Annotated in this window: 34 protein-coding genes; 24 read left to right on the forward strand and 10 right to left on the reverse strand. The window is 40.2% G+C overall.

Translation table 11 applies throughout. The features are described from left to right. Nucleotides 1-307: hypothetical protein (locus BLR53_RS03575; RefSeq protein WP_143007821.1), on the reverse strand; the 307-nt coding region annotated here is incomplete at its 3' end. A gap of 116 nt (nt 308-423) precedes the next feature. Here BLR53_RS03575 and BLR53_RS03580 point away from each other — a divergent pair. Further along, entirely contained in the window at nt 424-1,212 is a 789-nt protein-coding gene (locus BLR53_RS03580) for a DUF3050 domain-containing protein (RefSeq protein WP_074587380.1), read from the forward strand. Here the strand turns inward: BLR53_RS03580 and BLR53_RS03585 are convergent. Further along, nucleotides 1,180-1,770 (reverse strand): hypothetical protein, encoded by a 591-nt coding sequence (locus BLR53_RS03585; RefSeq protein ID WP_074587382.1) that lies wholly within the window; start codon nt 1,768-1,770, stop codon nt 1,180-1,182. The genes BLR53_RS03580 and BLR53_RS03585 overlap by 33 nt on opposite strands. Before the next feature lie 156 nt (nt 1,771-1,926). On the opposite strand from BLR53_RS03585, the gene BLR53_RS03590 reads away from it, so the two are divergent. After that, nucleotides 1,927-2,418, forward strand: coding sequence for a GNAT family N-acetyltransferase (locus BLR53_RS03590; protein ID WP_037439083.1), 492 nt, complete (start codon nt 1,927-1,929; stop codon nt 2,416-2,418). Nucleotides 2,419-2,506: 88 nt separating this feature from the next. Here the strand turns inward: BLR53_RS03590 and BLR53_RS03595 are convergent, their stop codons facing one another. After that, the gene (locus BLR53_RS03595; RefSeq protein ID WP_074587384.1) at nt 2,507-3,340 is read right to left on the reverse strand and encodes a CvfB family protein; all 834 of its coding nucleotides are present in this window, start codon (nt 3,338-3,340) and stop codon (nt 2,507-2,509) included. 117 nt (nt 3,341-3,457) lie between these two features. Between BLR53_RS03595 and BLR53_RS03600 the strand changes: the two genes are divergently transcribed. The 3 genes from BLR53_RS03600 to trxA all read left to right on the forward strand — a co-directional run bounded on the left by BLR53_RS03600 (nt 3,458) and on the right by trxA (nt 5,637). Further along, a complete protein-coding gene (locus BLR53_RS03600) occupies nt 3,458-3,958 on the forward strand; it encodes a DNA-deoxyinosine glycosylase (protein ID WP_037439081.1) in 501 nt (166 codons plus the stop codon). 25 nt (nt 3,959-3,983) lie between these two features. Continuing rightward, the gene (locus tag BLR53_RS03605; RefSeq protein ID WP_037439080.1) at nt 3,984-5,129 is read left to right on the forward strand and encodes an MFS transporter; all 1,146 of its coding nucleotides are present in this window, start codon (nt 3,984-3,986) and stop codon (nt 5,127-5,129) included. A gap of 211 nt (nt 5,130-5,340) precedes the next feature. Further along, complete coding sequence (gene trxA, locus BLR53_RS03610; RefSeq protein ID WP_037439079.1) at nt 5,341-5,637, forward strand: thioredoxin; 297 nt, start codon at nt 5,341-5,343, stop codon at nt 5,635-5,637. Between the two features lie 47 nt (nt 5,638-5,684). Here the strand turns inward: trxA and BLR53_RS03615 are convergent, their stop codons facing one another. Further along, nucleotides 5,685-6,947 (reverse strand): prephenate dehydrogenase, encoded by a 1,263-nt coding sequence (locus BLR53_RS03615; protein WP_037439078.1) that lies wholly within the window; start codon nt 6,945-6,947, stop codon nt 5,685-5,687. Nucleotides 6,948-7,049: 102 nt separating this feature from the next. Here BLR53_RS03615 and BLR53_RS03620 point away from each other — a divergent pair, with 102 nt between their 5' ends. The 5 genes from BLR53_RS03620 (at nt 7,050) to BLR53_RS03640 (ending at nt 10,279) form a co-directional block, all read left to right on the forward strand. Continuing rightward, on the forward strand, nt 7,050-7,424 hold the full coding sequence (locus BLR53_RS03620) for a DUF4440 domain-containing protein (RefSeq protein WP_074588423.1): 375 nt from the start codon (nt 7,050-7,052) through the stop codon (nt 7,422-7,424). 253 nt (nt 7,425-7,677) lie between these two features. Beyond that, nucleotides 7,678-7,986: a hypothetical protein gene (locus BLR53_RS03625; RefSeq protein WP_037439074.1), complete on the forward strand. Its 309-nt coding sequence runs from the start codon at nt 7,678-7,680 to the stop codon at nt 7,984-7,986. A 137-nt stretch (nt 7,987-8,123) separates the two neighbouring features. Then, nucleotides 8,124-8,303 (forward strand): hypothetical protein, encoded by a 180-nt coding sequence (locus tag BLR53_RS03630; protein ID WP_037439072.1) that lies wholly within the window; start codon nt 8,124-8,126, stop codon nt 8,301-8,303. A gap of 87 nt (nt 8,304-8,390) precedes the next feature. Beyond that, nucleotides 8,391-9,614 carry an MFS transporter gene (locus BLR53_RS03635; protein WP_074587387.1) on the forward strand — a complete coding sequence of 408 codons (1,224 nt, stop codon included), beginning with the start codon at nt 8,391-8,393 and terminating at the stop codon, nt 9,612-9,614. Nucleotides 9,615-9,877: 263 nt separating this feature from the next. Beyond that, complete coding sequence (locus tag BLR53_RS03640) at nt 9,878-10,279, forward strand: hypothetical protein (protein ID WP_074587389.1); 402 nt, start codon at nt 9,878-9,880, stop codon at nt 10,277-10,279. A 69-nt stretch (nt 10,280-10,348) separates the two neighbouring features. Here BLR53_RS03640 and BLR53_RS03645 read toward each other — a convergent pair whose 3' ends face one another. Both BLR53_RS03645 and BLR53_RS03650 read right to left on the reverse strand, forming a co-directional pair. After that, nucleotides 10,349-10,675 carry a DUF3276 family protein gene (locus BLR53_RS03645; RefSeq protein ID WP_037439068.1) on the reverse strand — a complete coding sequence of 109 codons (327 nt, stop codon included), beginning with the start codon at nt 10,673-10,675 and terminating at the stop codon, nt 10,349-10,351. 69 nt (nt 10,676-10,744) lie between these two features. After that, nucleotides 10,745-12,535: an ABC transporter ATP-binding protein gene (locus BLR53_RS03650; protein WP_037439065.1), complete on the reverse strand. Its 1,791-nt coding sequence runs from the start codon at nt 12,533-12,535 to the stop codon at nt 10,745-10,747. Nucleotides 12,536-12,648: 113 nt separating this feature from the next. Here BLR53_RS03650 and BLR53_RS03655 point away from each other — a divergent pair, with 113 nt between their 5' ends. From BLR53_RS03655 to BLR53_RS03690, 9 genes are all read left to right on the forward strand, one after another. After that, the gene (locus BLR53_RS03655; protein ID WP_037439158.1) at nt 12,649-13,737 is read left to right on the forward strand and encodes a Glu/Leu/Phe/Val family dehydrogenase; all 1,089 of its coding nucleotides are present in this window, start codon (nt 12,649-12,651) and stop codon (nt 13,735-13,737) included. Nucleotides 13,738-13,828: 91 nt separating this feature from the next. Next, nucleotides 13,829-14,722 (forward strand): transcription antitermination factor NusB, encoded by an 894-nt coding sequence (gene nusB / locus BLR53_RS03660; RefSeq protein WP_234797531.1) that lies wholly within the window; start codon nt 13,829-13,831, stop codon nt 14,720-14,722. A gap of 10 nt (nt 14,723-14,732) precedes the next feature. Then, a complete protein-coding gene (locus BLR53_RS03665) occupies nt 14,733-15,215 on the forward strand; it encodes a DUF1573 domain-containing protein (protein WP_037439156.1) in 483 nt (160 codons plus the stop codon). A 24-nt stretch (nt 15,216-15,239) separates the two neighbouring features. Further along, nucleotides 15,240-15,557 (forward strand): preprotein translocase subunit YajC, encoded by a 318-nt coding sequence (yajC, locus tag BLR53_RS03670; protein WP_037439061.1) that lies wholly within the window; start codon nt 15,240-15,242, stop codon nt 15,555-15,557. A gap of 75 nt (nt 15,558-15,632) precedes the next feature. Further along, complete coding sequence (locus tag BLR53_RS03675; protein ID WP_037439059.1) at nt 15,633-16,580, forward strand: YbbR-like domain-containing protein; 948 nt, start codon at nt 15,633-15,635, stop codon at nt 16,578-16,580. A gap of 9 nt (nt 16,581-16,589) precedes the next feature. After that, the gene (gene coaE / locus BLR53_RS03680; protein ID WP_176763512.1) at nt 16,590-17,186 is read left to right on the forward strand and encodes a dephospho-CoA kinase; all 597 of its coding nucleotides are present in this window, start codon (nt 16,590-16,592) and stop codon (nt 17,184-17,186) included. Continuing rightward, a complete protein-coding gene (locus BLR53_RS03685; RefSeq protein WP_074587393.1) occupies nt 17,183-18,124 on the forward strand; it encodes an MBL fold metallo-hydrolase in 942 nt (313 codons plus the stop codon). Before coaE ends, BLR53_RS03685 begins: the two co-directional genes overlap by 4 nt. Then, complete coding sequence (locus BLR53_RS19905; RefSeq protein ID WP_176763513.1) at nt 18,124-18,297, forward strand: C1orf53 family protein; 174 nt, start codon at nt 18,124-18,126, stop codon at nt 18,295-18,297. Before BLR53_RS03685 ends, BLR53_RS19905 begins: the two co-directional genes overlap by 1 nt. Then, a complete protein-coding gene (locus tag BLR53_RS03690) occupies nt 18,297-18,749 on the forward strand; it encodes a MarR family winged helix-turn-helix transcriptional regulator (RefSeq protein WP_037439050.1) in 453 nt (150 codons plus the stop codon). The genes BLR53_RS19905 and BLR53_RS03690 overlap by 1 nt, the downstream gene beginning before the upstream one ends. Here BLR53_RS03690 and BLR53_RS03695 read toward each other — a convergent pair. From BLR53_RS03695 to BLR53_RS03705, 3 genes are read right to left on the reverse strand one after another with little or no spacing between them, the layout of a single operon-like run. Beyond that, a complete protein-coding gene (locus BLR53_RS03695) occupies nt 18,746-19,483 on the reverse strand; it encodes a ZIP family metal transporter (RefSeq protein ID WP_037439048.1) in 738 nt (245 codons plus the stop codon). The two genes, BLR53_RS03690 and BLR53_RS03695, sit on opposite strands and share 4 nt — an antisense overlap. After that, nucleotides 19,483-20,046 (reverse strand): phosphatase PAP2 family protein, encoded by a 564-nt coding sequence (locus BLR53_RS03700; protein ID WP_037439046.1) that lies wholly within the window; start codon nt 20,044-20,046, stop codon nt 19,483-19,485. The genes BLR53_RS03695 and BLR53_RS03700 overlap by 1 nt, the downstream gene beginning before the upstream one ends. Continuing rightward, nucleotides 20,043-20,774 (reverse strand): class I SAM-dependent methyltransferase, encoded by a 732-nt coding sequence (locus tag BLR53_RS03705; protein ID WP_037439044.1) that lies wholly within the window; start codon nt 20,772-20,774, stop codon nt 20,043-20,045. Before BLR53_RS03705 ends, BLR53_RS03700 begins: the two co-directional genes overlap by 4 nt. A 133-nt stretch (nt 20,775-20,907) precedes the next feature. Between BLR53_RS03705 and glmM the strand changes: the two genes are divergently transcribed. The 5 genes from glmM to BLR53_RS03730 all read left to right on the forward strand — a co-directional run bounded on the left by glmM (nt 20,908) and on the right by BLR53_RS03730 (nt 25,246). Continuing rightward, nucleotides 20,908-22,296, forward strand: coding sequence for a phosphoglucosamine mutase (gene glmM / locus BLR53_RS03710; RefSeq protein WP_037439154.1), 1,389 nt, complete (start codon nt 20,908-20,910; stop codon nt 22,294-22,296). Nucleotides 22,297-22,301: 5 nt separating this feature from the next. Further along, the gene (locus BLR53_RS03715) at nt 22,302-23,450 is read left to right on the forward strand and encodes a cysteine desulfurase family protein (protein ID WP_074587395.1); all 1,149 of its coding nucleotides are present in this window, start codon (nt 22,302-22,304) and stop codon (nt 23,448-23,450) included. Nucleotides 23,451-23,536: 86 nt separating this feature from the next. After that, nucleotides 23,537-24,061, forward strand: a complete 525-nt coding sequence (locus BLR53_RS03720; protein ID WP_176763514.1) for a GNAT family N-acetyltransferase — start codon at nt 23,537-23,539, stop codon at nt 24,059-24,061. A 95-nt stretch (nt 24,062-24,156) separates the two neighbouring features. Beyond that, entirely contained in the window at nt 24,157-24,402 is a 246-nt protein-coding gene (locus tag BLR53_RS03725; RefSeq protein WP_051759692.1) for a hypothetical protein, read from the forward strand. 160 nt (nt 24,403-24,562) lie between these two features. Next, nucleotides 24,563-25,246, forward strand: a complete 684-nt coding sequence (locus BLR53_RS03730) for a basic secretory protein-like protein (RefSeq protein WP_037439149.1) — start codon at nt 24,563-24,565, stop codon at nt 25,244-25,246. A gap of 59 nt (nt 25,247-25,305) precedes the next feature. Here the strand turns inward: BLR53_RS03730 and accD are convergent, their stop codons facing one another. Beyond that, nucleotides 25,306-26,151: an acetyl-CoA carboxylase, carboxyltransferase subunit beta gene (gene accD, locus BLR53_RS03735; RefSeq protein WP_037443287.1), complete on the reverse strand. Its 846-nt coding sequence runs from the start codon at nt 26,149-26,151 to the stop codon at nt 25,306-25,308. Between the last annotated feature and the right edge of the window lie 151 nt (nt 26,152-26,302).

Genomic DNA, 26,302 nt, shown 5'->3' on the forward strand with positions numbered 1-26,302 from the left:
TTCGTATGGTACTCCTTGAGCTGATATTGTATACGATAACGGCTTCCTTTATACTCATCCCCCCATGGATAGCTCGAACAATCGATCGTTTTTCTGCAGTACTGTGAAGCTTGCGTTTATGCAAAATTGAACTGTACTTGTCCAACCACATCCCAAGGGTTTCTCCGGTCATTTTATAAGTCTTTATCAGATCCCTCCGGGGCGTCCCTTCTTCGGCCAGCTTAACAACATGAGCGATCAGTCGCTTGTCAAACTTCTGATTTTTACTCGTTCTTTCTGAGTAGAACAACTCTTCTTCTCTTTCCATACACTGTTTTATAGTGTATAGCTTTTTCAGGAATGGACATTGAAATGTAAAAAATAACGCCGTTGATAGCATCAGTGATATATTGAAATACCTTTGCGCTAAATATTGAAAATACAATGCATTCAGGAATAGTAAAAATACAGGAACATATTGAGCCTTTAAGGCAGGAAATTATCCATCACCATGTCTATAATGAGATAGAAGATCTGGAATCTTTAAGGGTATTTATGGAGTTTCATGTATATGCAGTTTGGGATTTTATGTCGCTGCTTAAAGCTTTGCAGCAAGGCCTGACTTGTACTACTACACCCTGGTTTCCTGTGGGTAACGCAAATACCCGCTACCTGATCAATGAAATTGTAACAGGTGAAGAATCAGATCTCGATCACCTGGGGGTCCGTAAAAGTCACTTTGAATTATATCTGGAAGCTATGGATCAGTGTAAGGCAAATACAGCTCCTGTTAAGACTTTCCTTTCTCATTTACAATCCGGACACTCCATAGAAGAAGCCTGCCAGATAGCAGAGGTGCCTTTGGCGGCACAGGAATTTATGAAGTTTACTTTTAGTTTGATTGACAGCCTTGACTATCCGCTTCAATCGGCTGCTTTTACTTTTGGTCGTGAAGACCTGATTCCCAATATGTTCATTTCAATCGTTGCAGATCTGAATCAGAAATTTCCTGATCAGCTGGGGATTCTCAAATATTATATGGAAAGACATATTGAAGTAGATGGTGATCATCACAGTAACCTTGCGCTGGAGATGACGGCTGAGCTTTGTGGTGAAAACGCGGAAGTCTGGTCAAAAGCGCAGCAGGTGACTATAGAGGCGCTGCAGCAGCGAGTGAAGCTATGGGACGGAGTTTATGACTCAATCAAAAAGATACGTTCTTACAAAGCGTAAATCTTGCAGCCTTACATAACCGAAAAGCGTTTTATCTCCGGAACGGAGGGTTGCAAATGCCCAGTTTCCAGGGAATACTTCTTCAATCTGCCATTGGTCACCGGCTTTCAGGAAGCCTTTCTTTCTGGATTGCAGGTTTGGTTTGCTGAAATAATAAGAGATATTCGCACTAACCTGATAATCGCCGGTCACCTGATCGGCGATTTTAGTATAGGTACCTGAGAAGTGTTCAGGAATCCTGTTAGCGTCACAATTCATAAATTCAATCTGAAGACCGGTTTCCGTGAAGTTTAGTTTGACTTTACAAGCATCACTATCGCTGCTGATCACAGCCTGCCCGTGTTCTAGTTTTCCTTTGCCATTAAATTGTCCATATGTTTCGGCCTGATCATTCCAGCGTGCCAGGATATTGATTTGAATTTCATCGCCGGTTTTGCTAACTGATACAGTATTTGATGACCCATCTTTTGGATTTTGGAGCTGGTAGGTGATGTTTTGCGCAGTAACCAGATTTGTAAGGCTTGTCAGAAGCAAGAATAAGCCAATTTTTATGTGCATTTCAATTGTTGTTTATTTTTTATACATTGTCCGCCAGGCCTGTTTATAAGGAATGCCTAAGCGGTCATTCGAGCTCAATCTGTTACAACGTATTTTGAGTAAAAATGTTCTGAACAATTTCAGATTGTTTATTTTTGTTTGTTTAAAATTTCACCAATGACGCAGATCACTATTAGAACCATAGAACCGCAGGACAATGAGGCGATAGCTGCTATTATCAGAAGCAGTTTAGAGGAATATGGGTTAAATCTCCCAGGGACAGCTTATTTTGACGAGAGTCTTGATTATATGTATGAGGCATTTCGCGAAGCATCAAGCCAGTATTTTATAGCGCTGGATGGAGATAAAATTATCGGAGGAGTAGGCGTTTTCCCTTCTGCAGGCCTGCCGCCGGATACTGTCGAATTGGTAAAAATGTATCTGCTTCCTGAGTATAGGGGACAGGGTTTAGGCAAGCTGCTCATTCGTAAATGTATAGGGCAGGCTCAGAATCTGGGTTACCGGTATATTTATCTTGAATCCTTAACGGAATTGAAAACTGCAGTAGGCGTGTATGAGAAACTAGGTTTCCGCTTATTAGACAAACCAATCGGCAATACGGGTCATTATTCCTGTACTATCTGGATGTTGTATGAAGTTGAAGCCTGAGACGTACCCGTAATTAATTATTGCTTTCAAAAAACATGAGGCCGAATATTAAATATCCGGCCTCATGTTTTATATTATAATCTGTTCTTTATTCGGATAACAATCTGATCTCATGATCACCAATTGTAATAATCCGTTCTTTATATAAAGCCCCTGTTGTTTTCTTGAATGCTTTTTTACTGATTTTTAAGAGGTCGTAAATATCATCAGGTGAACTTTTATCGCCAAGGTGGATAATTCCCTGGTTTTCTTCCAGCATTTTTAATAGGATTTCTTTCATGTCCAGGATGTGGCCGTAACCCATTGGCTGCAGGCTAAGATCTATTTTACCTTCAACGCGTACTTTTTTGATCCATCCTTTACGTACTTCACCTGGATTTAACTGATCAAATAATTCATTTGTGTACAGTAATCCGATATATTTATTATCAACGATCGCATTATATCCCAGGTCACTGCGGTCGGCTATTAACAAGCTGACTTCATCACCTTCTTCAAAATTGATCTCTTCTTCTTCCACGAAATTGGTCAGCCTGGAAGAGGCTACCATCCGGTCATTACTGTCATCAAGGAAAACATAAACAACATGTTTATCTCCTTTGAACATAGGTCTTTTTTGTTCTTTTTCAGGGACATAAACATCTTTATCGATTCCTATGGACATGAAAACACCATTTTCTCCGGCTTCAACTACTGTCAGATAAGCAAAGTCACCAACGCAGGCCAATGGTTTTTGAGATGTCGCATGAAGCTTTCCGTCTTTATGCATATAGACAAACACATTGATGTTTTCTCCTACTACTGCATCCGCAGGTACATGGTTATAAGGAAGAAGTGCCTCTTTGTCTCCATCAGAGAGAATCAGGCCCGCTTCAGTTTTATTGATTATTCTCAGTTCGTTGTATTGTCCGATTTGTATCATGGGTAATTTTGGTATAACTTCTGCAAAGGTAGCATTATCCGGGCTTAAACCTTACAGGTTCTTAACGGGATCTGTGCTCAGGGGAACATTTTTATCTTTGCGTTGTTAAAAGTATCAATGGATAAGAATAATTCACTCAAAATAGCTTTCCCTCCAATCATTCATCAGGATTGCACAGTTTTACTTTTAGGAACCATGCCGGGAGAGCGTTCATTACAGCTGGGACAATATTATGGACATGCGGGTAATCATTTTTGGAAGCTTATTTATGGTCTTTTTAATTTGCAGCCAAGCCTGGAATATACTGAACGTACTTCTTTTTTACTCGGGCACGGAATTGCGCTTTGGGATGTGTTAGAATCCTGTACTTGTGTTGGAAGTCTCGACAGTCAGATCAGAAATGCCACTGTAAATGATTTTGCCCGATTTTATCTGGCTTATCCGAATCTGAAGCATATCTTTTTTGATAGTAAAAAGGCAGAAGAGTTCTATCGAAAGCAGGTAGGATTTAGCGCCGATAAAAGTTACCATTTACTTCCTTCACCAAGCCGGGCTAACGCGGGTAAAACATTTGAACAAAAGCTAGAGGCCTGGCAGGAACTATTATTGTATATATAGTTATCTTTGCGGCTTTCTTACGATAATGATTTCTAAAAGTAAACACCGCATTTTTCTAAGTTTGTTTTTCTTCATGTCGGGATTCAGCTTTGCGACCTGGGCTTCCCGTATTCCAACTATTAAAACAGCATTTGGTTTTAACGAGGCCGAACTCGGTGCTATATTACTGGCGATGCCCGTGGGCTCGTTGATTGGTCTTCCAATTTCAGGTTGGCTTGTAGCAAAATATAACAGCCGGGTACCACTGGCAATCGGTTATGGGTTAAACGCATTGTCGCTGGCCCTGATCGGATTTACCCAGCAAACGTATTCTTTGGTAATTGCTGTAGTTCTTTTTGCCTTTACCACCCGTATTTTTAATATCTCGGTTAACACACAGGCTATAACGCTGCAGCAACAGTTTGAACAAAAAATTATCGGTTCATTTCACGGTTTCTGGAGTACTGGCGGAATTGCCGGAGTAGCATTCTCTACTTTATTGATTGCGCTGAACATATCTCTGCAGCTGCATCTGGTTATTGTAGCAGTTATTGCGCTGGCGCTGACATGTTATGCCTTTAAATACCTGTTGAAAGATGACAGGTCTTCAACTGGAAACAAAATAATTATGGGTAAACCAGATCCATATATTCTTTATCTTGGACTGGTTGTTTTTTGTTCTGCAATTTGCGAGGGTGGAATGTTTGACTGGAGTGGGATATATTTCCAGGAAGTTCTGAATGTGAAGATCTTCACTTATGGATATCTGATCTTCATGACCTTTATGGCGTTGTCGAGATTTCTTTCTGATCTGATTATTGCCCGGTTCGGGATGCCTGCCACTTATATTATGAGCGCATTATTCATCGTGGCCGGTATTGCAATGGCTATTATTGTCCCTACATTCTGGACAGCAATGATTGGCTTCTCGCTAGTGGGTTTTGGAACGGCAGCTGTAGTGCCTATGTCTTATGCACTGGCCGGTGCTTCATCTAAATATTCTCCTGGCATGGCTATCTCAATTATTGCAACCTATTCCATTACAGGTATGCTGCTCGGGCCACCTTTAATCGGTTACCTTGCTCATGCTTTTAATCTAAGAGTTTCTTTTATAATTTTCGGCTTATGCGGATTAATGCTCATACCAATCTCACAGATGTTTTTCAGACATCGGAAAACGCTGGGTGTATAATCTCGATCTTTTTTTGAAAAAAAATAATTACTACACAATAAAAGGATAAATAACGCGTCTTTATATGGAGAGCGTTAATTAAATGGCGGGGATATTCTTCTGGAATATCTCCGCTTCTTATTTTAAGGGGTTTTTCAGTTTTCTCTCCGGTTCACAGGTTTAACAGCGAAAAATTCCTATATTAAATATTGCATTTTTAAAATTTCTGCGCATGTCGAATTTTAATTCAATTATCCAGGCAGATCAGCCGGTGCTGGTCGATTTTTCTGCTGAGTGGTGTGGTCCATGTAAAATGATGGCGCCTATACTCAAGCAGCTCAAAGAAATGATAGGAGAGGATGCTAAGATCCTTAAAGTTGATGTGGACAAGAATCCTGCTGTTTCTGCGCAATACCAGATTCAGGGTGTTCCGACTTTGATTCTGTTTAAAAACGGACAGATTAAATGGCGGCAGTCAGGCGTGATTCCTGCTGCTCAGCTCCAGGAAATTATTCGCCGGTACATTTAATGCGCTTAAACCTGTGATTATTGGGTTTAAACGCATTTGAATTTGTATCAGTTGTTTTTATTCAGCCTGCTGATCATCTCCGCACTTTGTATGCGACCTTCTTCCAATCTGTCTGCAAAAAATGCTTTTGCCGCATCGAAATGTTGTTTGTAACCGTTTAAGTCACCATAACCTATTATCGAAGACCATTCTCTCACCGCAGAATGGAATTCCAGATCGTCTGCTCTGATCTGTTTATCATAAATAGCAGCTGCTATAGATTCTTCCAGCAAATCTTTATCTCTGAAAAGGTATTCTACTATTCCCAGTCTTAACCGGAAAGGAGGAGTCTGGCAAATCAGATTGTCATACGGATTGATCTGCAGGCGATACCAGGCATCTGCCATACTCAGTAAACTCAAGTGTGAGTTTGCCGTGTGTTGCGTTCCTAATCCTGAAAGTGAATATTCTTTCATGATCTGATTATCCAGCAGTAAGAACTGTTTGTCATCAGGGAAAAGATAATCCCGCACTTTATAAATCCGTTTGCGAAAATCGTCTTCCTTCTCCATAATCATCATCTTAAACAAGTCAGACTCTGATTGTGCGTATTTTTTGACCTGCAATTTCGCGTATGGGTTTAAAATAGCCAGGCCTGCATAAATGTGTGATTTATAACTGAAGATCCGCAGCATAGTTAAAATTTTCACATTGTCGATCCCGCCTTTATAGGCGCCATTTTCCCAGGGAAATATACCTGCTTCCTTCCAGGCTGTTCCCATACTTTCAAAACCCATATGGGTTACAGCCTGAGTATCTGCCACTATTTTATCGTGAGTATGATAGTCGGATATTTCTACAAGCTCAGAACCTAAAACGGTTAAAAGATCTACCATACGCATATACGCTTCCGCGCTACAACGATGTGGGATAACAATCAGCGTCTGTCCTACAGGTGCAAAGCCCGGCCCGTGTAAAGAATGACAGGTAATTATTTGCACGTCTTTTGGAAGGTGTTTTTCAAAAGCTGCTATTTCAGGTGTCTTAACTGAGGTCTGGCCGGCAACGATTGCCCCGTATTTTGTAGACGGACCGAACTTTGCCGCCACTTCATCTATCTTCTCCGCCTCAACAGCGTAGAAGATAACATCGCTTCTGCGTGACACTGCATTGCCATCTACCAATACCTGAATGCCGGATGGAGCCAGTTCTTCACTCAGTTTTTCATTAAGATGAGGCAAATCCGATCCACATACATCATATCCCGCTTTAGCGAAATGTTTCGCGTAAAGTTTGCCCATGTCTCCAAGGCCGATTATTCCTATTTGCATTATTTATTAATATGTGGCAAATAAGTGATTTTTTTGGCGAAAATAAAACGTTTTCAAGGTTTAAATCTAGGTAGAGGTGTAAAACTAATTTATATTTACAATATGGAGCAAACGAGTAAGGATGTCCTGGACATTTTCGCGGCCAGGGCAGCAAGTAATGCGGCGATAGCAGCTGCCGACGCAAAAGCAGTAGCGGCTTTCTGGATGGACGATGTCCATGTGCAATCCGGTGAGGGTGGACAGTATAAGGGAAAGAAAGAGTTGGAACAGATATTTTTTTCAATGTTTAAAAAAGATCCGCCTTTATTCGCCCGGAACCCCGAGGAGGTAATTCTTGGCGAAAGCGGCATTCTGGCCTGGGAAAAAGGCAATTGGAGTTATCAGACAGCTCCCTTCCGTGGCTTTTATGCAGCCATGTGGCGTAAAATTGGTAATAGATGGCTTATTCAATCAGAACTTTTTGTGTCGCTCGATTAGCCGCATCACTTGTATACCGGGCATATCGCGTGTATACCGGGCATATTGTGGAGAATGTCTACAGGTTATAACCAGAAGGGTTATGGTTAACTGTCTGTAAAACAATGTCTTGTTTATGTTGTTATGGTTTGGCATGTATTTGTTATATACCTTATTATAATACCAACAAATTATTTTGAAATCATGGAGCTAAACTGCTCTGCGGATGTGATCCATGATCTTTCATTAACAGTTAAACTTAAATTATATAGACATGAAAAATTTAATTTTATCCGCTGCCTTTATTGCAATGGCAGGTATCACGACAGTAAAAGCAAACGAAAATATCTCCACTCCGGTAATTATTCAGCAGGATAGTACGCAGAAGGTTCCAGTTAAATTGGAAGAGCTTCCAGCTCCTGTCACAACTACGCTCCAAACAGATGCGTATAAAGAATGGGCTCCAAGTGCAGCGTTTCTGGTTACTAATGCCGACAAATCTCAATATTACCATATCGATGTTAAAAAAGGTACTGAAGTAGCTTTTATTAAAATTAGCAAAGAAGGTGTGGTTGTACAATAGTATTCGCATAAAAAAACTAGCACAAATACAATAATAGAAGCCGGCAGGTCAGACTGCCGGCTTTTTGCGTAGCATAGTTTTTTACCAGATAGAGCAAACTAATCCGGTTGTTACCTGTTCTGTAATAAATTTCACCTATGAATTCATTTTTCAAAACTATTATTGCCGGTTACGGAGCAAAAAAACTAGGAGGAGGTTGTCTCTCTACTATCGTAATTTTTATTGTAATTTATATGGCTTTGGGCCAGTGTAGCGATAAGCCGAGACAGCGTGCTTACGAACCCGTAAAACCGGTTGCAGCCCAGCATAAATTCTAAGAGAAATTTTACCGGGAATCATTCATTCCAGGGATATTTAGGCGAATCTTGGTAAAAAGAGGTTAGATTTGTGCTAATAATAAAGCCATGCTAACCAAAATAATTACTACCTATAAAACTTCGTTTTCCGGATTGAGCAGGGAAACCTGGCTCTTGAGTACTGTAATGCTAATTAACAGGAGCAGCAGTATGGCTGTGCCTTTTATGAGTTTGTATATGACCCAGTATCTCGACCGGTCACCTTCGGATGCAGGTCTGATTATCACTCTTTTTGGTGTTGGCTCAATCGCCGGTGCTGCTGCCGGAGGTAAGTTAACTGATATGATTGGTTTCCGGCTGGTTCAGATTCTGGCTTCTGTGATCGGGGGACTGTTTTTTATTCTTTACGCTTCCATCATCCATTTTGATACTTTGTGTTTACTAACGCTGGTAATCAGCTTTTTTTCTGAAGCATTCAGACCTGCAAATTTTGCAGCGATTGCGACTTATGCTGCTCCCGGAACGCAAACACGTTCTTATAGTCTGAACCGGCTTGCTACAAACCTAGGATGGGCAGTGGGGAGCGGAATAGGCGGCATTGTTGCTTCATTCAGTTATCCAATGTTATTTATTTTGGATGGCACCGTGAGTATGCTTTCGGGCCTGCTGATTGTGATTTTATTACCAGCTGCAGTTGCCAGAGTTGCAATAGATAAACCGGAGCCCAGTGATCAGGAGATGTTGGGAACAGAAATAATGAAGCCCTGGAAAGATATGCTTTTTGTGAAATTTCTGCTGCTGACCACAATGCTCACCACTTGTTTTTTTCTAATGTTCCGAGTAGTGCCTCTGTATTACAAAACAGTGTGGCATATTAATGAGCTGCATATCGGGCTGATACTTGGATTTAATGGGTTAATCATAGCTGCTTTCGAAATGGTCATGATTAGCAAGATCCAAAATAAACGTTCAGGAACTTACTACATTGTGAAAGGTGTGCTCTTAATCGCGCTGGCCTATCTGATGCTTATGCTTCCTGGATTTACACCGGTAATGGTCGCACTGATTTCTATAGTGCTGTTTACGATGGGTGAAATGTTTGCGCTTCCGTTCATCAACACTTTCGTTATGAGCAGATCTAATAGTTATAACCGTGGGCAGTATGCCGCAGGATATACCTTAAGCTGGTCAGTTGCACAGGTAATCGGCCCCTCGGCTGGATTTTACCTGGCAGAAAGATTAGGGTATAGCTGGCTATGGGTCATGATCATCGTTCTGCTTCTGCTATGCGCAAACGGTTTCCGCTTACTTGGTAGAAGGATGGACTATTAATTAAGGTTTAATTCTGGGCTGTATTAGTATATTTCTCAAGATCAGTGCAAGCACAAATAAACCGAGTAGAATAATCATAATCTCGGAAAGGCCGACGTTTATACCGTATAAAACAAAAAGGGAATTGAACATTTTAATCTAGATTAGTTTGGAATTAGCTTAAGGTAGTGTTCTGTATACGGTATCGGGCAATATTTTTGATATCCATCAAACAATTATCCCTGGTATTCCTTTTATGTATATACATTTCTAAACACGCAATTATGGATAGGTTAGTAATCGAATCAATACTGGCAGAAGCAGATCAGATTCAGTTTGACGGTGCACAGCCGCAGGCTGATTCTTCCTGCGCTTTAGTTTTAGGTTTTAAGGCTGCACATACCGATCAGGTAATTCTTGCTTTTCAGGAGCTGAAGAAGATATCTGATGAAATTTCATTACTGGTCTGCCATACACAGGTACAGGGAATTTACGACCTGGAGATCCGGACGGCCGCACTTGATGAGCCTGTCAGGATTCTAAATAAAAGTATACCTGCAGAGGCTCTTGCGGAATTAAAGGAGTACCTAAGCCACAGCAATACACTTATATTGGGTTGTAACGTCTCCGAGCAAGATTCCTGGATTACATTAAGCAGTGTCGAAATTAAGGTTTGTGAATCTTAAAAGCTGCATGCAAAAAAAAAGCTCCTTAAAGAGGAGCTTTTTTTTAAAGGTGTGTATGTATGCCTATGATTAGAGGGAGAAATCTTCACTGTTGTTTCTGCTGGTACCTTCATGGTTTTCTGAATATTCGTAGCGTTTTTCTACTACATCCTGATGGTTTTTAATATAATCCACAGTTTCATTCAGACCTTCAGCAAACTTTTCGAAGTCTTCTTTATATAAAAAGATTTTATGCTTTACGAATACTCCGTCTTCAAGCCTTTTTTTGCTTTCGGTAAGGGTCAGATAATAATCGCCTGAACGTGTCGCTTTCACATCAAAAAAATAAGTTCGTTTACCAGCCCTTACTTTCTTCGAAAAAACTTCTTCTCTCTCTTTGTTGTCAAATTCTCCCATGTTTGGTATTACTGTTGGTTTTGGTTTGGGTAAATATAAAGTATTAATCAGTAAACTTCAAAATAGAAATTAAAGTGATTTTTTTTCTTCTTCAAGCAACTGGTTTCTATACATTTCTTCATAGATCCCATTTACTGCAAGTAGCTCTTTGTGTGTTCCTTTTTCGGCTACGCTGCCTTTGTCCAGCACGATTATAAGATCTGCTTTCTGAATTGTAGAGATCCGGTGCGCAATGAGAATACTGGTTTTTTTATGCATTACCCTACCTAGATTTTGCAGTATTTCCTCTTCTGTGCGGGTATCGACCGCGGAAAGACAGTCATCGAAAATAAGCAGCTGAGGAGATTTAATAAGTGCTCTGGCAATGGATACTCTTTGTTTTTGTCCGCCGGAAAGTGTAATTCCCCGCTCTCCAAGCATCGTTTGAAACCCGAGTTCGAAGCCTTTAATATTATGATATACGGCCGCATCTTTCGCAGCCTGTTCAACTTGTTCATCTGTGGTGCTGTCCAGTCCGAATGCGATATTGTTATATATGTGGTCGGAAAAAAGGAAAACTTCCTGCGGTACAAAGCCGATATGGTTACGATAAGGTTGTAACTGAACTGATGGGAGTGGCTTCTCATCTACGTAAATGGTGCCCTGATCAGTGTCATACATACGCATAATTAAGTTCGCGAGGGTAGACTTCCCTGAGCCTGTTCTCCCGATGATAGCAACAAACTGCCCGGATTTAATTTCGAAATTCAGATCTTTTAACGCAGTGATGCCAGTGTCCGGGTAAGTAAAGCTTACATTTTCAAAGCGGATATTGCCTTTGAAGTTGTCAATAGCCAAATCCCCTGATTGTATGTCGGGCTGCAGTTCCAGAAATTCATTAATCCTTTTCTGAGAAGCAGATGCCCGCTGTATGAGTGTGGTCACCCAGCCAAGCATGGTCACAGGGAAGGTTAACTGAGTTACATAAACAATAAATTCTGCGATGTTTCCGGCAGTGATAGAGCCGTCCAGTACTTGTTCTCCCCCTATATATACGGTTAAGATGGTGCTTAATCCGACGAGTAAAAGCATGGTAGGATAGAAAAGCGCCTGAACTCTAACCAGGCTCATAGAGCTTTCTTTATAGTTTTCACTTTCCTGAGCAAAGATTTTCCGGGTGTAATTTTCTCTTACATAGGACTTGATAACCCGGATTCCTGAAAAGCGTTCCTGCACGAAGCTGGACAGACTGGATAGTTGCTCCTGAATCTGCTCGCTTTTCTGATTGATCTTGGTATTGACCATATATATGATAATAACCAGTGCCGGGAGGGGCAAAAGGCTAAAGGTTGCCAGTTTCGCATTTACAGAATACATGGCGCTGATGATTAGCAGGAACAGCACAATAGTATTGATTGCATACATAATGGCAGGCCCTACATACATTCGGACACGGTTAACGTCTTCTGTAGCACGGTTCATCAGGTCGCCTGTATTGTTACGCCGGTAAAAACCCATACTCAGTTTCTGGTAATGTGCATAGATTTCATTCTTCATGTCGAACTCAATATGTCTGGACATGAGAATAAGGGTTTGGCGCATAAAGAAAAGAAAGAGTCCGCGGAGTAAATAAAGCAGGAGTACAAGCATGCCGAAGTAAAACAGGCTGTAACTGAAAATATCATAAACAAGCTGCTGCCTGTCAAATCCATTGAATAAACCGTAGATCTGGATGTTTTCCGTGATCAGGTTAAAAGCATGACCGATTACCTGGGCTGGGATGACACCAAATATATTCGAAATCACGACAAAAAACACGCCTGGGATGATCCACCATTTGTATTTATAGAAATGTTTGTTAAGAAAACGGAGGTGTTTCATGAGCTGGTAAAGTTAGCCAATTGAGTATGATTTTTGTAAACTGTTTCGTTAAAACAATGTAATTAATGTTTTTTATCGTTAGTTTTGCGGCCTGTCTGATAAACACATTTCTTATGACTGGTAATAGTTCTGCGGTAAACTCAATTTTAGATCAGCTCAGTGCCCTTGGGCATAAAAAGGTTGTTTTTTGTAATGATCCTGACACCGGATTAAAAGCCATTATTGCTATTCATGATACTACACTCGGACCAGCTCTGGGTGGAACCAGGATGTGGAGTTATGCTACAGAGAATGAAGCGTTGCAGGATGTTTTGCGTTTGTCAAGAAGTATGACTTACAAAGCCGCTATTACGGGTTTAAACCTGGGTGGTGGTAAGGCGGTAATCATAGGTGATTCCCGTAAAGGGAAATCTGAAGCCATGATGCGTAGTTACGGCCGTTTTATCCAAAATCTAAATGGTGAATATATCACTGCCGAAGATTTGGGTACAACGACCAAAGACATGGAATACATTCGTATGGAGACCAAACATGTTACCGGGGTTCCTGAATCTATCGGTGGAATGGGCGACCCTTCTCCAACTACTGCTAAAGGCGTTTACCTCGGAATCAAAGCCTGTGTAAAGGAAGTTTTTGGTACCGATATTCTGGCTGGCCGTTCTGTGGTCGTTCAGGGAATCGGTAATGTCGGCGAACAGCTGGTAGAATTGCTCAGAAAAGATAATGTAGAGGTATTTATCAGCGACATTAATGAGGAAAGGCTTGCTGAGGTGGCCAGGAAGTATAAAGCTAAGCCTGTAAGCGCAGACAAAATTTTCGGTCTTGATGCAGATATCTACGCTCCATGTGCTCTGGGTGCTACAGTAAACGAGAGAACTATTCCGAAAATGAAATTTGCAATTATTGCAGGTTCTGCAAACAACCAGCTGGCAGATGAACAGGCAAACGGTCAGTTATTGCTTGAAAAGAATATACTTTTTGCGCCTGATTACCTGATCAATGCAGGTGGATTGATTAATTGTTATTCAGAACTGACAGGTTTTGGAAAGAAAAGAACTATGCAGCTGACTGAAAATATTTACGAGGCAACCAGAAACGTAATACGTTTATCCAAAACAGATAATATCCCAACTATCCTGGCAGCAAACCGGATAGCTGAACAAAGAATAATAGACATCAAAAAAATAAAATCATCATTTTAATAACCGGTATTTATACCAAATCGTTCTTACATTCATGTTAAATAGAAGGCACTTAAGAATCAAAGTCCTGCAAAATATCTTTGCGTGGCAAATGACAGAGAAGAAAGATCTTATTTCTGCAAAGAAAGAGGTCATGCACAGTATTGACCAGGTGTATGAAATGTATGTCAGAATGCTGGCATTACTTTCAGAAATCACGGAATATACAGAAATCGACGCCATCGAAAGATCTCACAAACATTTTCCTACTGCGGATGACCTGAATCCGAATAAGAAATTATTGCACAATAAATTCATCGTGCTCCTGCAGGGAAATCCTGAATTTAAATCTGCTGTAAATAAATACCAGATTAACTGGCATGCAGATCCTGAGTTTATCCGTACAATCTACAATAAACTTAAAACTACGCCTGAATACACGGCCTATCTGAACGATCCCGATGAAAGTCTGGAAGGTTCTAAAGAAATTATCAAATTTATCTTCCGTAAAATTATCCTGAAAAGTCAGAATATTATCCAGGCTTTTGAAGACCGTTTTATAAACTGGTCTGTTGACAAGGAAGTAATGCAGGGAATGGTTGCTAAAACATTAAAGAATTTTGTTTCAGAAGACCCGTTCCAGAATAAGCTTACCCCAATTAGCGGAGACTGGAAAGAAGATAGCAAATTCGTTGAAAATCTATTTGTTTATACTGTCAAAAATAATAAAGAATACCAGGAGCTTATTGCCGAAAGAACCAAAAACTGGGAATCTGAAAGGATAGCTCTCATGGATACAATCTTAATGAAAATGGCTATCTGTGAATTGCTGAATTTCCCTTCCATTCCAGTTAAAGTGACGATTAATGAGTATCTTGATCTATCAAAAGATTACAGTACTCCGAAAAGTAATTCATTTATTAACGGTATCTTGGACAAAATTTTAGGCGACCTGAAACGTACAAACAGTATTAAAAAAATAGGCCGCGGTTTAATAGATGAATAAAATTAATTCCATGAAGAAAATTGTATTAATGGCCATTGCGGCTTTTGCTTTTACAGCTTGTCAACAATCTCAACCGGAAGCTGCACATGATAGTCATGAAGGTCATGATCACGCAGCGCATGCTGAAGCGGCACCTGGACAAACGGTAAATGCAGTGGCTTCACCTGATGCTCCTGTGATGAGTTTTGAACAAGGGTTGCATAATTTCGGCGCTATTCAGCAAGGGGAGTCTGCAACGCATGAATTTAAATTCAAAAATACAGGAAAAACTCCTTTGATAATCACGAATGCAACAGCTACTTGTGGCTGTACAGTTCCTGAAAAACCTACTGCACCTATTAAACCAGGTGAAACAGGAGTGATCAAAGTTGTATTTAATAGTGCAGGTAAAATAGGATTACAGGATAAAATCATCACAATCACTTCTAATGCAAACCCGTCAATTTCTGAAGTTCACATGATTGGTGACGTGAAGGAAGTTGGTTCTAAATAATTTATTTTTCAATATAATAATTTTATGACAGCTACAGTAATTTTACAAGCAGGCCAAAGCAGCATGCTGAGCACCCTGGTTCCAATGGTTTTAATCATGGTTGTTTTCTATTTCTTCATGATCAGACCTCAGGTAAAAAAAGCAAAAGATCACAAAAAATTAGTTGCTGACCTGAAAAAAGGTGATAAAATAGTGACCACAGCTGGTATCCACGGCAGAATCGTTGATATGAATGAATTAACATTCTTAATTGAAGTTGAGGGTGGAACTAAAATCCGCTTTGATAAGTCTGCAATCTCGCTTGATGCTACAAAAGCTTCTACAGAGTTGCCAAAAGCTTAATTTAATGCTATTAGTAAAAGCCGCTCCAGTATTGGTGCGGCTTTTTTGTTTTATTAAATTTGATTACTTTCAGCCATGCCATTCATTAAACTGACAAAAATAGAGCGGAAACGTTTCTTGGTGCTGCTTACTTGTGTGCTGCTGGCAATCGCGGGGTGGTTATTCCTTGCCCTCAATAATAAATACGTATACACGGCGAAAACTGTGCTGATGTATAAGAATTTCCCTCAGAAAAAAGCATTTCATCCACTGCAGTCAGATACAGTCGATCTTTTAGTAGAAGGAACCGGCTGGCAATTATTATTTGCCCGGCTGAGGATTAACCCCCAATATATTAGTATCAGCCTGGATAAACTAAATAACAGAAACTACGTTTTGTTCTCGGAACAGCTATATGCAGTTAATAATCAGCTGGAAACCTCCCAGAAAATTATATCTGTAAGACCCGATACCCTCTATTTTGATTTTTCTAAGAGAACGGTTAAAAAGGTGCCTGTAGTTTTGGTTCCTGATCTTAAGTTCTCCAGGCAGTTTGATATTTCAGGACCGATAGAATTTACACCGAATTATGTTACGGTTTCTGGTCCGCAGGAGGAGCTGGAGAAAATAGATTTCTGGAAAACGGATACGCTCCGTCTACAGGATATTCATAGTAACCGGGTTAGCAGGATTGCGGTGAAGCAAAATGTAATGAAAAACATCAGCGTCTTCCCCGGAGTGGTCGAAGTGAGGCTCCCCGTGGATGAGTTTACAGAAAAGACGGTCGAAGTTCCGTTGAAAATATTAAACAATAAGGAATTCTACAATGTGAAACTTTTCCCTAAAAAGGTAAAAGTGACATTTTTAGTTGCCTTGTCAAGCTATCAGCAGGTTAATGAAGATTTTATCGAAGCTGCAGTTGATTTGAATGAATGGAAGGAAAACCACCATGGTCAACTGACGGTGCGGTTGACCAGATTTCCAGAGTACTGCAAAAAGGTTATGCTTACGCCAGGTAAGGTGGATTTTATTATCGAAAAATAGATCATACAAATGAAAATAGGAATAACTGGCGGGATAGGGAGTGGAAAAAGTACAGTTTGCCGTGTTTTTGAAACATTGGGTATCCCTGTTTTTTATGCAGATACTGTGGCCAAACAAATTATGGTTAGTGATGTAGAACTGGTATCTGGCGTAATAAGTACATTCGGCGAAGAGAGTTACCTGGAGAGTGGTGCGCTTAATAATAAACATATCTCAGCAATAGTTTTCCAGGACGAGGCAGAACTAAAAAAACTCAATGCATTAGTACATCCGGCCGTAGCGCGTGCTTTTGACAGCTGGGCCGGGATGCAGGATATTTCACTGCCTTACCTGCTTAAAGAGGCAGCACTGCTTTTTGAAAGTGGTTCTTATCGGCAATGCGATCTTAACGTGGTGGTTACCGCTCCGCTGGAATCCAGGTTGTTCTGGGTAGAAAAAAGAGATGGGCTTAGCCGAGCCCAGATTATGGCACGAATGGATAAACAATGGCCTGAAAAGAAGAAACTTGAAATGGCCGACCGCATAATACACAACGATGATTCTACATCGGTTATCTTACAGGTGCTCGATCTGCACCAACAATTTATAGCGAAAAATTCTAAATGATATTAAACGATTTTGTGGTTTTAACCACAACCGGGCTGTATTGCAGCTACGGAAAGTTCTACCTTGATCCTAAAGAGATGGTCAGGGATGCCGTGATTTCACATGCACATGGCGATCACGCAGTGAGTGGTAATCAAAATGTATACTGTACCAAACCTACTTCTTTATTTATGTTGCACCGGTATAAAAAATTTGCTGCCGGTGAATTTCATCTGATTGATTTTAATGAATCTTTTACATTGAATGATGTGAAAATTACATTTTTGTCTGCCGGTCATATGCTGGGATCAGCAATGGTGCTGATGGAATATAAAGGGGTATCTTATTTGTATACTGGAGATTATAAGCTGCAACCGGATCCTACTTGCGAACCTATAGTTTTTCCTATGGCAGATGTACTAATTACCGAGACTACTTTTGCAGATCCTGAAGTATTACATCCGGATCCGGAACAGGAGATTCGTAAATTGAGTACAACGACTGGTAATATTATGCTTGGTGCTTATGCCTTAGGTAAAAGCCAGCGTCTGATTCGCATGATTAATGATTTTTGCCCTGAAAAGCGTATTCTGGTACATCATAATATTATTCCTTTTGTCCGGATCTATGAACAGGAAGGATTCAGTCTGGGCAATTATGAGGTCTATGATAGAAAGGTAATGAAGAATAATCAGGAAAACCTGATTTATCTTGTATCTCCTTTAGTCTTCAGAAGCTATATCCGTGCGGTTAATGTGATCAGGGTATTTGCAAGTGGATGGAAGAACCTCCAGCGGAGTAACGGAATGGAACTTTTGATCTCTGATCATGTGGACTGGAACGATATCATCTATACGATCGATCAGATAAAACCGTCAGAAGTCTGGACAATACATGGAAACGGGTCTCAATTGCAGGATTATTATGTAAACAATTTAATTGTTAAATTGCTTAATTAATGACAGAGGGCATTGACTTTTATTTCAATGAAGATGGATTAATGGTGTTTACTGCTGCCTATCACCTGAAAAGGGGATACTGCTGCAAAAACAAATGCCGACATTGCCCCTGGAACTATGGTAAATCTAAACAAGATACACATCCCGACAAGGATGCCAAAATTGACGAGTAATGCAAATTGAAAAAGAGGTCAGATTACCACGCTATGAAAGCGTTTTCCACGAAGCAATGGTTAACGTTGCATTTACCCACAATTGGTGCAGTGAGCAACTTAAAAATGCGGTACAGCCGTTTGAAATTACAGCACAGCAATTTAATGTGCTGAGAATATTACGTGGCCAGTACCCGAGTCCGTCAACCATAAATCTGTTGAGATGTAAAATGCTGGACAAGATGTGTGACGCCTCGAGGATTGTAGAACGTTTACTTCAGAAAGAGTTAGTTGTTAAGCGGCTAAATTCAAAAGATAAGCGCTCTGTTGATATACTGATTAGTAAAAAAGGATTGGATTTACTGGACAGGATGGATGCGGATCTGAATTTGTCTGGAGTATTATCTTCTCATCTTACTGCGGTTGAGGCCGAGCAATTGGTGCAGCTCCTAAAGAAAGCAAAAGGGGGCTAATGCGCGTGGCTATGCCCCTGTCCCGTGGTATAATATCCGATCAATGCAACAGCGATACCTAATAATACCGCTATCATTTTTCTTCTTGTTACTTTATGGTCAACACTGGATTCAAATAAGATAGTGGTGGAGATATGTAGGAAAATACCGATTACAATACCCATCATTTTATTGAAATAGATCTCTATTCCACCGATACGTCCGGTACTTATTCCATTGCTCACCCAGAATCCAAGGGGAGCCATCACAGCAAACACAGCTAAGTAAAACACGATTCCTCCCGGTTTGAATTTATTCTGCATCAGAATACTTGCCAGTGCAAAGGCTGCAGGAATATGATGCAGTGCAATACCAAATATAAGTGCATTATGCTGATCTGCGGCTAAAGGCATTCCCTCCAGAAAAGCATGAAGGCACAAACTGATCATAATTCCGTATGGGAAAACCTGTTCATGGTGATGACTATGGATATGGCCGTGCTCTACACCTTCAGAAAATTGTTCAAGCAGTACCTGCAGCAAAAAACCGATCAGAATGTAAATACCTATTTGCTGATGGTCAGGGCCGCTGTACGCATCGGGAATCAGATGTAAAACTGTAATGGCAAAAAGATATGCACCACTAAATGATAGGATCAGTTTTAGCAATTTTGACTTATCACTTCTGACCAGGAAAATAGTTAAGCCCCCTAAAAAGGCACATAAAAATAAAACGAGCAGCTTCCAGGATTCCATTAATATCTTTTGATAACGTATTTATAAATTTGAAACGTCAGCAGGCCTATACTTGTGCCCAGTGCTGCTCCTGCTATGGTGTCTATAGGATAATGCACACCTACATAGATCTGTGCAAAGGAGATAATAAAAGCCCAGGCCAGGCCGATAGGGAGGATAGGCTTCCATTTCGGGTAAAAAACCAGGATCAGGAATATAGCGATTCCAAAATGGTTAGTGGCATGTGCAGAGGGGAAACTAAAACCGCTTCCACAGGGAACCCGGCGGATAATCTCATCTGCAAGGGTAATTTCATTGCAAGGCCTGATACGGGAAATAAAGGGTTTGATCAGCCTGGATGAAATCAGATCTCCGATCGCAAATGTGAGCAGCACACCTCCAACAATATACAATCCCCTTTTTTTATATTCTTTAATGCAGAATATAATGATGAAAAGATACAATGGTGACCAGAAAAACCTGTTTCTGGTTAATGGCAGCAGCCAGTCGAAAAACCCATTGGATAATCCGCGGTGGATGCGCATAAAAAGCTCCACATCGAAGGTATGCAGCTGCTCGATCATATTTTTTTGCAGAGAAGTATCAATCTATCAGATTTAATCTCGTCAAATGGTTCCAGATTATAACTTCCAAAAATCTCTGTTATTTTTAAACCGCTTTTTTCCATCATCCTTTCGAAGTCTGCCAGCAGGAAGGCTTGTACGCGTTCTTCAAAGGCAAAGTTCTTCTGCTTGTGTTCAAAATTAATCTGTTTGATGATTTTTCCGTCGGCAACGAATTTATGAATATCGAATTCTATACCTTCAAGGGTTTTGCTTTCCCGGTGAGTCAGATTGCTTATGATCTTTTTGGTATTGAAATAATCCAGTACCAAGGTACCGTCTTCTTTTATGCTTTTACGGAATGATTTCAGGGCATTAACATGGTCTTTTTCTGTATCAAAATATCCGAAGCTGGTAAATAAATTCAGCGCAATGTCATAATAATTGATGTAACTCAGTTTACGCATGTCATGCACATAAAAATGCAGGTGCTTTTGTTCAAACTGCCGGGCGTAACGGATACTTTGTTCAGAGAGATCAATTCCCGTCACATCAAACCCTTTTTTGTTCAGGTATACAGCATGTCTTCCTCTTCCGCAAGCGATGTCTAGTATCCTGGCGTGTAGAGCAGGCTTTAAATGGGCTGTTAAATTGTCTATCAGATACTCGGCCTCGGCATCATTCCGCTGACTATAAAGGATATGATAATAAGGGGAGTTAAACCAATATTGAAACCATTTACGCTGCATAAATATTCAGGATTTAAAAATATGGGAGCAAATATAGTGATTTAGATGCAACGAAGTGGATATTCGATCTGATATTGTTTATTTGGGTTCCCTTCTTAATTTTTACTATTTTTGGGAAACAAAAATTATAACATTGACACTGATAAAATCAATCTCTGGAATCAGGGGAACCATTGGCGGATTAGCCGGAAATGGATTAACCCCTGTCGATATCGTAAAATTTACCGCTGCTTATGGCGCGTGGGTAATCAAAAATACCAATATTAAGAAAATAGTCCTGGGCCGCGATGCGCGTATTTCTGGTGAAATGGTTAATCATCTCGTTACTGGAACCTTAATGGGACTAGGAATCGAAGTTATTGATCTTGGTTTGTCGACCACTCCAACTGTGGAAATAGCGGTGCCTATGGAAGGGGCAGGAGGTGGAATCATACTTACTGCGAGTCATAATCCGAAACAATGGAACGCTTTAAAACTCTTGAATGCAAAAGGTGAATTTATCAGCGATGCAGATGGAAAAGAAGTTCTTGACATGGCAGAGCAGTCTGATTTTAACTTTGCTGAAGTAAATAGCTTAGGTAAGGTCATTCAGGACGACTCTTATCTTCAAAAACATATTGATGCTATTCTTGCGTTACCACTGGTAGATGTAGAATTGATCCGTAAAGCAGATTTTAAAGTTGCGATCGACTGTGTGAATTCAACCGGGGGTATATTTATTCCGGCTTTGTTAAAGGCACTAGGAGTAAATACGGTTTACGAACTATACTGTACGCCTGATGGTGAGTTTCCGCACAACCCGGAACCGCTTCCGGAGAACCTGACGGAAATAGCCAAAGTCGTTCAACAGAAAAATGCAAATCTGGGTATTGTTGTAGATCCTGATGTGGATAGATTGTGTTTCGTTTGCGAAGACGGTACAATGTTCGGTGAAGAGTATACACTGGTAGCTGTGGCAGATTATGTGCTGCAGAATACTAAGGGAAATACAGTATCCAACCTTTCTTCAACACGTGCATTGAAAGATGTGACGGTGAAAGCTGGTGGCGAGTATCATGCTGCTGCAGTAGGAGAGGTAAACGTTGTCAATCAGATGAAGGCTGTAAATGCAGTTATCGGCGGAGAAGGCAATGGTGGTATTATATACCCGGAGCTGCACTATGGAAGAGATGCCTTAGTTGGGATCGCTTTATTTCTAACCCATCTGGCGAAAACAGGTTTAACTATATCCAGACTTAAAAGTACTTATCCTTCTTACCACATATCGAAAAATAAAATTACCCTGACTCCTGAAATGGATATTGATGCTTTATTGCTAAAAGTTCAGGAGAAATATAAAAATCAACCATTGAGTACAATCGATGGGTTGAAAATTGAATTTGAGAATGAGTGGGTACATTTAAGACGCTCGAACACGGAGCCGATTATCAGGATTTACAGTGAAGCTGTCAACGAAACAGTGGCTGAAAATCTGGCTGCCAAAATCATTGCAGATATCAAAGAAATTTTAAAATTGAATTAATTCAAATGAACAGGATCTATTTAGATAATGCCGCAACAACACCTCTTGATAAAGAGGTCATAGCGGAAATGGTTAACGTAATGGAAAACTACTATGGTAATCCATCTTCTATTCATGCTCAGGGCCGCGAGGTCCGTACTTTGATTGAGAAGGCACGTAAGTCTGTTTCCGGTTTGCTTAACGCGGCACCTGCAGAAGTATTTTTTACTTCCGGAGGTACTGAGGCTGACAATACAGCAATCAGATGCGGTATTGCGGCATATGGTCTTAAACACGCCATTACGTCTAAAATTGAACACCATGCTGTTGAGCATACACTGGATGAATTATTAAAGAAGGGCGTTATTGATAAACTTAGTTTTGTAAATATTGACAGCAAAGGGAATATCGATTATGCTCATCTGGAAGAATTGTTAGAGAACAACCCGCGTACTTTCGTTTCGCTAATGCATGCTAACAACGAACTGGGTACTTTAACAGATTTGGAACGCGTAGGTGATATCTGTGAAAAGTATGATGCTATTTTGCATTGCGACACAGTACAGACTATGGGACATTATGTACATGATGCCAAAAAATTAAAGGCTCATTTTATGGTATGTGCTGCGCATAAACTGCATGGACCTAAAGGTGTTGGGTTTATTTATGTTAGCCATAAGGTTAAAATAAACCCTTTAATTTTTGGTGGTGCACAGGAGCGAAATATGCGTGGAGGTACTGAAAACGTGTATGGTATTGTCGGGCTTGCTAAAGCTCTGGAGATGGCATATCAAGATATGGGAGCTCATCAGCAGGTTATTCAGGAATTAAAATCTTATATGAAAACACGCCTGGAGGAAGAAGTTCCTGGTATTTCCTTTAATGGGGAGACCGAACCGGAAAAAAGCCTGTATACAGTACTCAATGTTTCATTCCCGGAAATGGAAATGGCAGATATGTTACTATTTAATCTAGACATCAATGGTATTTCGGCATCAGGTGGCAGTGCCTGTTCATCGGGGTCCAATATTGGATCACATGTGCTGACAGGTATTGGTGCAGATCCTAACCGTCCGTCGGTTCGTTTCTCGTTTTCAAAATTGAATACGAAAGAAGAAATTGATTTTGTAGTGGAAAAAGTTAAACATATCGTAGAACAGAATATTGCTGTTTAATACGACTCAATTCCATTTACTATAATATTATAACGCTGGTTTTCTCTGAAAGGCCAGCGTTTTTTTGTAACCAAAATATGAATCAGATGTATTTTCAATCTGTTGAATCCGCTCAAGATCCAAATCTGGATTATGTTTTTAAGTTGTACACGTCGGCATTCCCAATCAGCGAACGCAGGGACTGGCCGCAATTGCTCAGTATGATCGGTAACAGGCGCGAGATGGATTTAAATCTCATTCTGGAAGGTGACCGGATTATAGGATTTGTTATTCTCTGGCATCTTAGAGGTTGGGATTATATTGAACATTTCGCCATCGATCCGGATCAAAGAGGGAAAAGTTATGGAGAAAAGGTTATGCAGATGCTGTTAAAGGATACGCGTTTGATTTTGGAAGTGGAACCGCCGGAAACGACAGATGCCGTACGCAGAATACGCTTTTATGAAAAGCTCGGTCTCTATTGCCTGGAAGTACCTTACCAGCAACCTTGTTACCGGGATCCGGAAAGGGAATACAAATTGATATTAATGAGTAATTATCCGCAGGAAAGTGTGGATTTATACCTTTCAGTGATTAAAGAAATCAAAGAAAAAGTATATGGCAGGCAGTAGGTTTTTTTCTTTAATCTGTTTTTTTGACAAACAATAGGTTTATGCGGGTGTTCTCCTGATAACTAGTCTAATTGCTAATATTAAATTTTACTTAAATGGGAAATCAGGAAGAATTAAACCGCAATGATAGAGATAAGCTGAATCAACAGCATAATACTGAAGAGGAAAAGAAAACTGTTTATAAAGAGAATACGACAGACGAAGACGAGACGCTAAGCAGTGGAGAAACATCCTCTACAAGACATTCCGGACGTTCGGAATTCAGTAATCAGCCGCAAAGGAAGAACAAGCCACTGGGCTCCGGGCATGAACCTGGAGTAACACCCGGCAGTGATTTCTAAGATATAACAGAAGCCCATATTGAAAAATATGGGCTTCTTCCGTTCTGGGATAGGTTGTCATTTATCGTCACAATTCAGTTTCATTTTAGCTTGTGCATATCAATTCGGGTACATTAGCTGCCGGATAAAGGTTAAATTTCTATCCGATATATATATGAAGATGAAACGTGAATTTTTTGGAGTAATTACTGGTATCACCTCTTTATTGCTGGCGACTGGTTTTACTGCTGTAGCTCAAGACAAGGAAGTTATTAAGAAAAATGGATTTACTCTAAACTGGGAGATCAAAGACCCCAATTTTCCCTCAGCACTTAAAACGCGGATGACGGAAACTTTTTTTAAAGTTTATCCGGTGTTGAAAAAACAATACAATAAAAATACAGCAAGCGAAGTCACTTTTGTAATTGATACAGCTTATAAAGCAGTTGCTGAAGCCTCCAATGGAAGAGTACTTTTTAGTCCAAGCTGGTTTGGGAAAAAACCAGGTGACATCGATGTGGTTACACATGAAGTTATGCATATTGTTCAGGATTATGGTTCCAACAGCGGTCCTTGGTGGGTAACAGAAGGTATTGCAGATTATGTACGATACACGTATGGTGTTGACAATGCAGGGGCAGACTGGACCTTACCAGCATATAAAGCGGGTCAGAAATATGATCAGGGTTACCGCATCACCGCAAGGTTCTTCGTATGGCTTGAGAAAAACGGGTATCCTAATTTTGTTAAATCCATGGATAAAAATATGAGGGCACATACTTATACAGAATCAACCTGGAGAGATATCACCAAAAAGAGTTTAGATGAACTTTGGACGGCATACCAGGCCAATCCAGCAATCTAAAATTATTGCATAAAAAAAGCTCCGTTGATCAACGGAGCTTTTTTTATGCAATAATTTTATTAGTTCTTAACCATTTTAAGGAAGTTCGCCAGTTTGGCCTTCATCTCTCTTCTGTCGACGATGAAGTCAAGGAAACCGTGTTCCTGAACAAACTCAGCAGTCTGAAATCCTTTTGGTAAGTCTTTTTTTATGGTTTCTTTAATTACCCGGGGACCTGCAAAACCAATTAAAGCACCTGGTTCTGCGATATTAATATCTCCAAGCATAGCGTAGGAAGCGGTAACGCCGCCCGTTGTTGGATCTGTTAATAATGATATATATGGGATTTTCGCCTGACTAAGGAGCGCAAGTTTAGCAGAAGTTTTTGCCATCTGCATTAAAGAGAAAGCTGCTTCCATCATCCTTGCACCACCAGATTTTGAAATCATCAGGAAAGGAATTTTATGTTTAATGCTGTAATCAATAGATCTCGCTATTTTTTCACCAACTACAGATCCCATGGAACCTCCAATAAAATTAAAGTCCATGCAGGCAATTACAAGCTCTTCGCCATCAATTTTTCCTACAGCAGCGCGAATTGCGTCTTTTAACCCTGTTTTAGCTTGGGTGTCGACCAATCGTTCTGTATATGGTTTGCTATCTGTAAAGTGAAGCGGATCTCCCGATGTAAGATTGCTGAAAAGTTCAGTAAATTCATTTTGATCAAAAAGAACCTGGAAATATTCTTTGGAACCTACTCTTAAATGATAGTTGCAATAGTGGCAAACGTACTGATGTTCAGTTAAATCTGCACTGTGTAATGCTTTTTTACAATTAGGACACTTGTTCCATAAGCCATCCGGCGCTTCTTTCTTTTCTTCTGTCAGCGTACTGATACCTTTTTTTTCTCTCTTAAACCAAGCCATGTTATGTATGAAAAATGCGATTACAAAGAAACAAAAAAAAATCAGAACAGTTTAATCTCACGCTGACAAATCCTTTCTGATGAATTATTTAGCCCCGGAGATTTGCCCGGCCTGATATTTTTCCTAACTTCGGCTAACATAAATCTAATAA

Source organism: Pedobacter antarcticus (assembly GCF_900103515.1).
Lineage (GTDB): Bacteria > Bacteroidota > Bacteroidia > Sphingobacteriales > Sphingobacteriaceae > Pedobacter > Pedobacter antarcticus.

Coding starts and splice junctions, on each gene's coding strand:
- BLR53_RS03580 (WP_074587380.1), top strand. CDS start 424: ATGCATTCAGGAATAGTAAAAATACAGGAACATATTGAGCCTTTAAGG.
- BLR53_RS03585 (WP_074587382.1), bottom strand. CDS start 1,770: ATGCACATAAAAATTGGCTTATTCTTGCTTCTGACAAGCCTTACAAAT.
- BLR53_RS03590 (WP_037439083.1), top strand. CDS start 1,927: ATGACGCAGATCACTATTAGAACCATAGAACCGCAGGACAATGAGGCG.
- BLR53_RS03595 (WP_074587384.1), bottom strand. CDS start 3,340: ATGATACAAATCGGACAATACAACGAACTGAGAATAATCAATAAAACT.
- BLR53_RS03600 (WP_037439081.1), top strand. CDS start 3,458: ATGGATAAGAATAATTCACTCAAAATAGCTTTCCCTCCAATCATTCAT.
- BLR53_RS03605 (WP_037439080.1), top strand. CDS start 3,984: ATGATTTCTAAAAGTAAACACCGCATTTTTCTAAGTTTGTTTTTCTTC.
- trxA (WP_037439079.1), top strand. CDS start 5,341: ATGTCGAATTTTAATTCAATTATCCAGGCAGATCAGCCGGTGCTGGTC.
- BLR53_RS03615 (WP_037439078.1), bottom strand. CDS start 6,947: ATGCAAATAGGAATAATCGGCCTTGGAGACATGGGCAAACTTTACGCG.
- BLR53_RS03620 (WP_074588423.1), top strand. CDS start 7,050: ATGGAGCAAACGAGTAAGGATGTCCTGGACATTTTCGCGGCCAGGGCA.
- BLR53_RS03625 (WP_037439074.1), top strand. CDS start 7,678: ATGAAAAATTTAATTTTATCCGCTGCCTTTATTGCAATGGCAGGTATC.
- BLR53_RS03630 (WP_037439072.1), top strand. CDS start 8,124: ATGAATTCATTTTTCAAAACTATTATTGCCGGTTACGGAGCAAAAAAA.
- BLR53_RS03635 (WP_074587387.1), top strand. CDS start 8,391: ATGCTAACCAAAATAATTACTACCTATAAAACTTCGTTTTCCGGATTG.
- BLR53_RS03640 (WP_074587389.1), top strand. CDS start 9,878: ATGGATAGGTTAGTAATCGAATCAATACTGGCAGAAGCAGATCAGATT.
- BLR53_RS03645 (WP_037439068.1), bottom strand. CDS start 10,675: ATGGGAGAATTTGACAACAAAGAGAGAGAAGAAGTTTTTTCGAAGAAA.
- BLR53_RS03650 (WP_037439065.1), bottom strand. CDS start 12,535: ATGAAACACCTCCGTTTTCTTAACAAACATTTCTATAAATACAAATGG.
- BLR53_RS03655 (WP_037439158.1), top strand. CDS start 12,649: ATGACTGGTAATAGTTCTGCGGTAAACTCAATTTTAGATCAGCTCAGT.
- nusB (WP_234797531.1), top strand. CDS start 13,829: ATGACAGAGAAGAAAGATCTTATTTCTGCAAAGAAAGAGGTCATGCAC.
- BLR53_RS03665 (WP_037439156.1), top strand. CDS start 14,733: ATGAAGAAAATTGTATTAATGGCCATTGCGGCTTTTGCTTTTACAGCT.
- yajC (WP_037439061.1), top strand. CDS start 15,240: ATGACAGCTACAGTAATTTTACAAGCAGGCCAAAGCAGCATGCTGAGC.
- BLR53_RS03675 (WP_037439059.1), top strand. CDS start 15,633: ATGCCATTCATTAAACTGACAAAAATAGAGCGGAAACGTTTCTTGGTG.
- coaE (WP_176763512.1), top strand. CDS start 16,590: ATGAAAATAGGAATAACTGGCGGGATAGGGAGTGGAAAAAGTACAGTT.
- BLR53_RS03685 (WP_074587393.1), top strand. CDS start 17,183: ATGATATTAAACGATTTTGTGGTTTTAACCACAACCGGGCTGTATTGC.
- BLR53_RS19905 (WP_176763513.1), top strand. CDS start 18,124: ATGACAGAGGGCATTGACTTTTATTTCAATGAAGATGGATTAATGGTG.
- BLR53_RS03690 (WP_037439050.1), top strand. CDS start 18,297: ATGCAAATTGAAAAAGAGGTCAGATTACCACGCTATGAAAGCGTTTTC.
- BLR53_RS03695 (WP_037439048.1), bottom strand. CDS start 19,483: ATGGAATCCTGGAAGCTGCTCGTTTTATTTTTATGTGCCTTTTTAGGG.
- BLR53_RS03700 (WP_037439046.1), bottom strand. CDS start 20,046: ATGATCGAGCAGCTGCATACCTTCGATGTGGAGCTTTTTATGCGCATC.
- BLR53_RS03705 (WP_037439044.1), bottom strand. CDS start 20,774: ATGCAGCGTAAATGGTTTCAATATTGGTTTAACTCCCCTTATTATCAT.
- BLR53_RS03715 (WP_074587395.1), top strand. CDS start 22,302: ATGAACAGGATCTATTTAGATAATGCCGCAACAACACCTCTTGATAAA.
- BLR53_RS03720 (WP_176763514.1), top strand. CDS start 23,537: ATGTATTTTCAATCTGTTGAATCCGCTCAAGATCCAAATCTGGATTAT.
- BLR53_RS03725 (WP_051759692.1), top strand. CDS start 24,157: ATGGGAAATCAGGAAGAATTAAACCGCAATGATAGAGATAAGCTGAAT.
- BLR53_RS03730 (WP_037439149.1), top strand. CDS start 24,563: ATGAAACGTGAATTTTTTGGAGTAATTACTGGTATCACCTCTTTATTG.
- accD (WP_037443287.1), bottom strand. CDS start 26,151: ATGGCTTGGTTTAAGAGAGAAAAAAAAGGTATCAGTACGCTGACAGAA.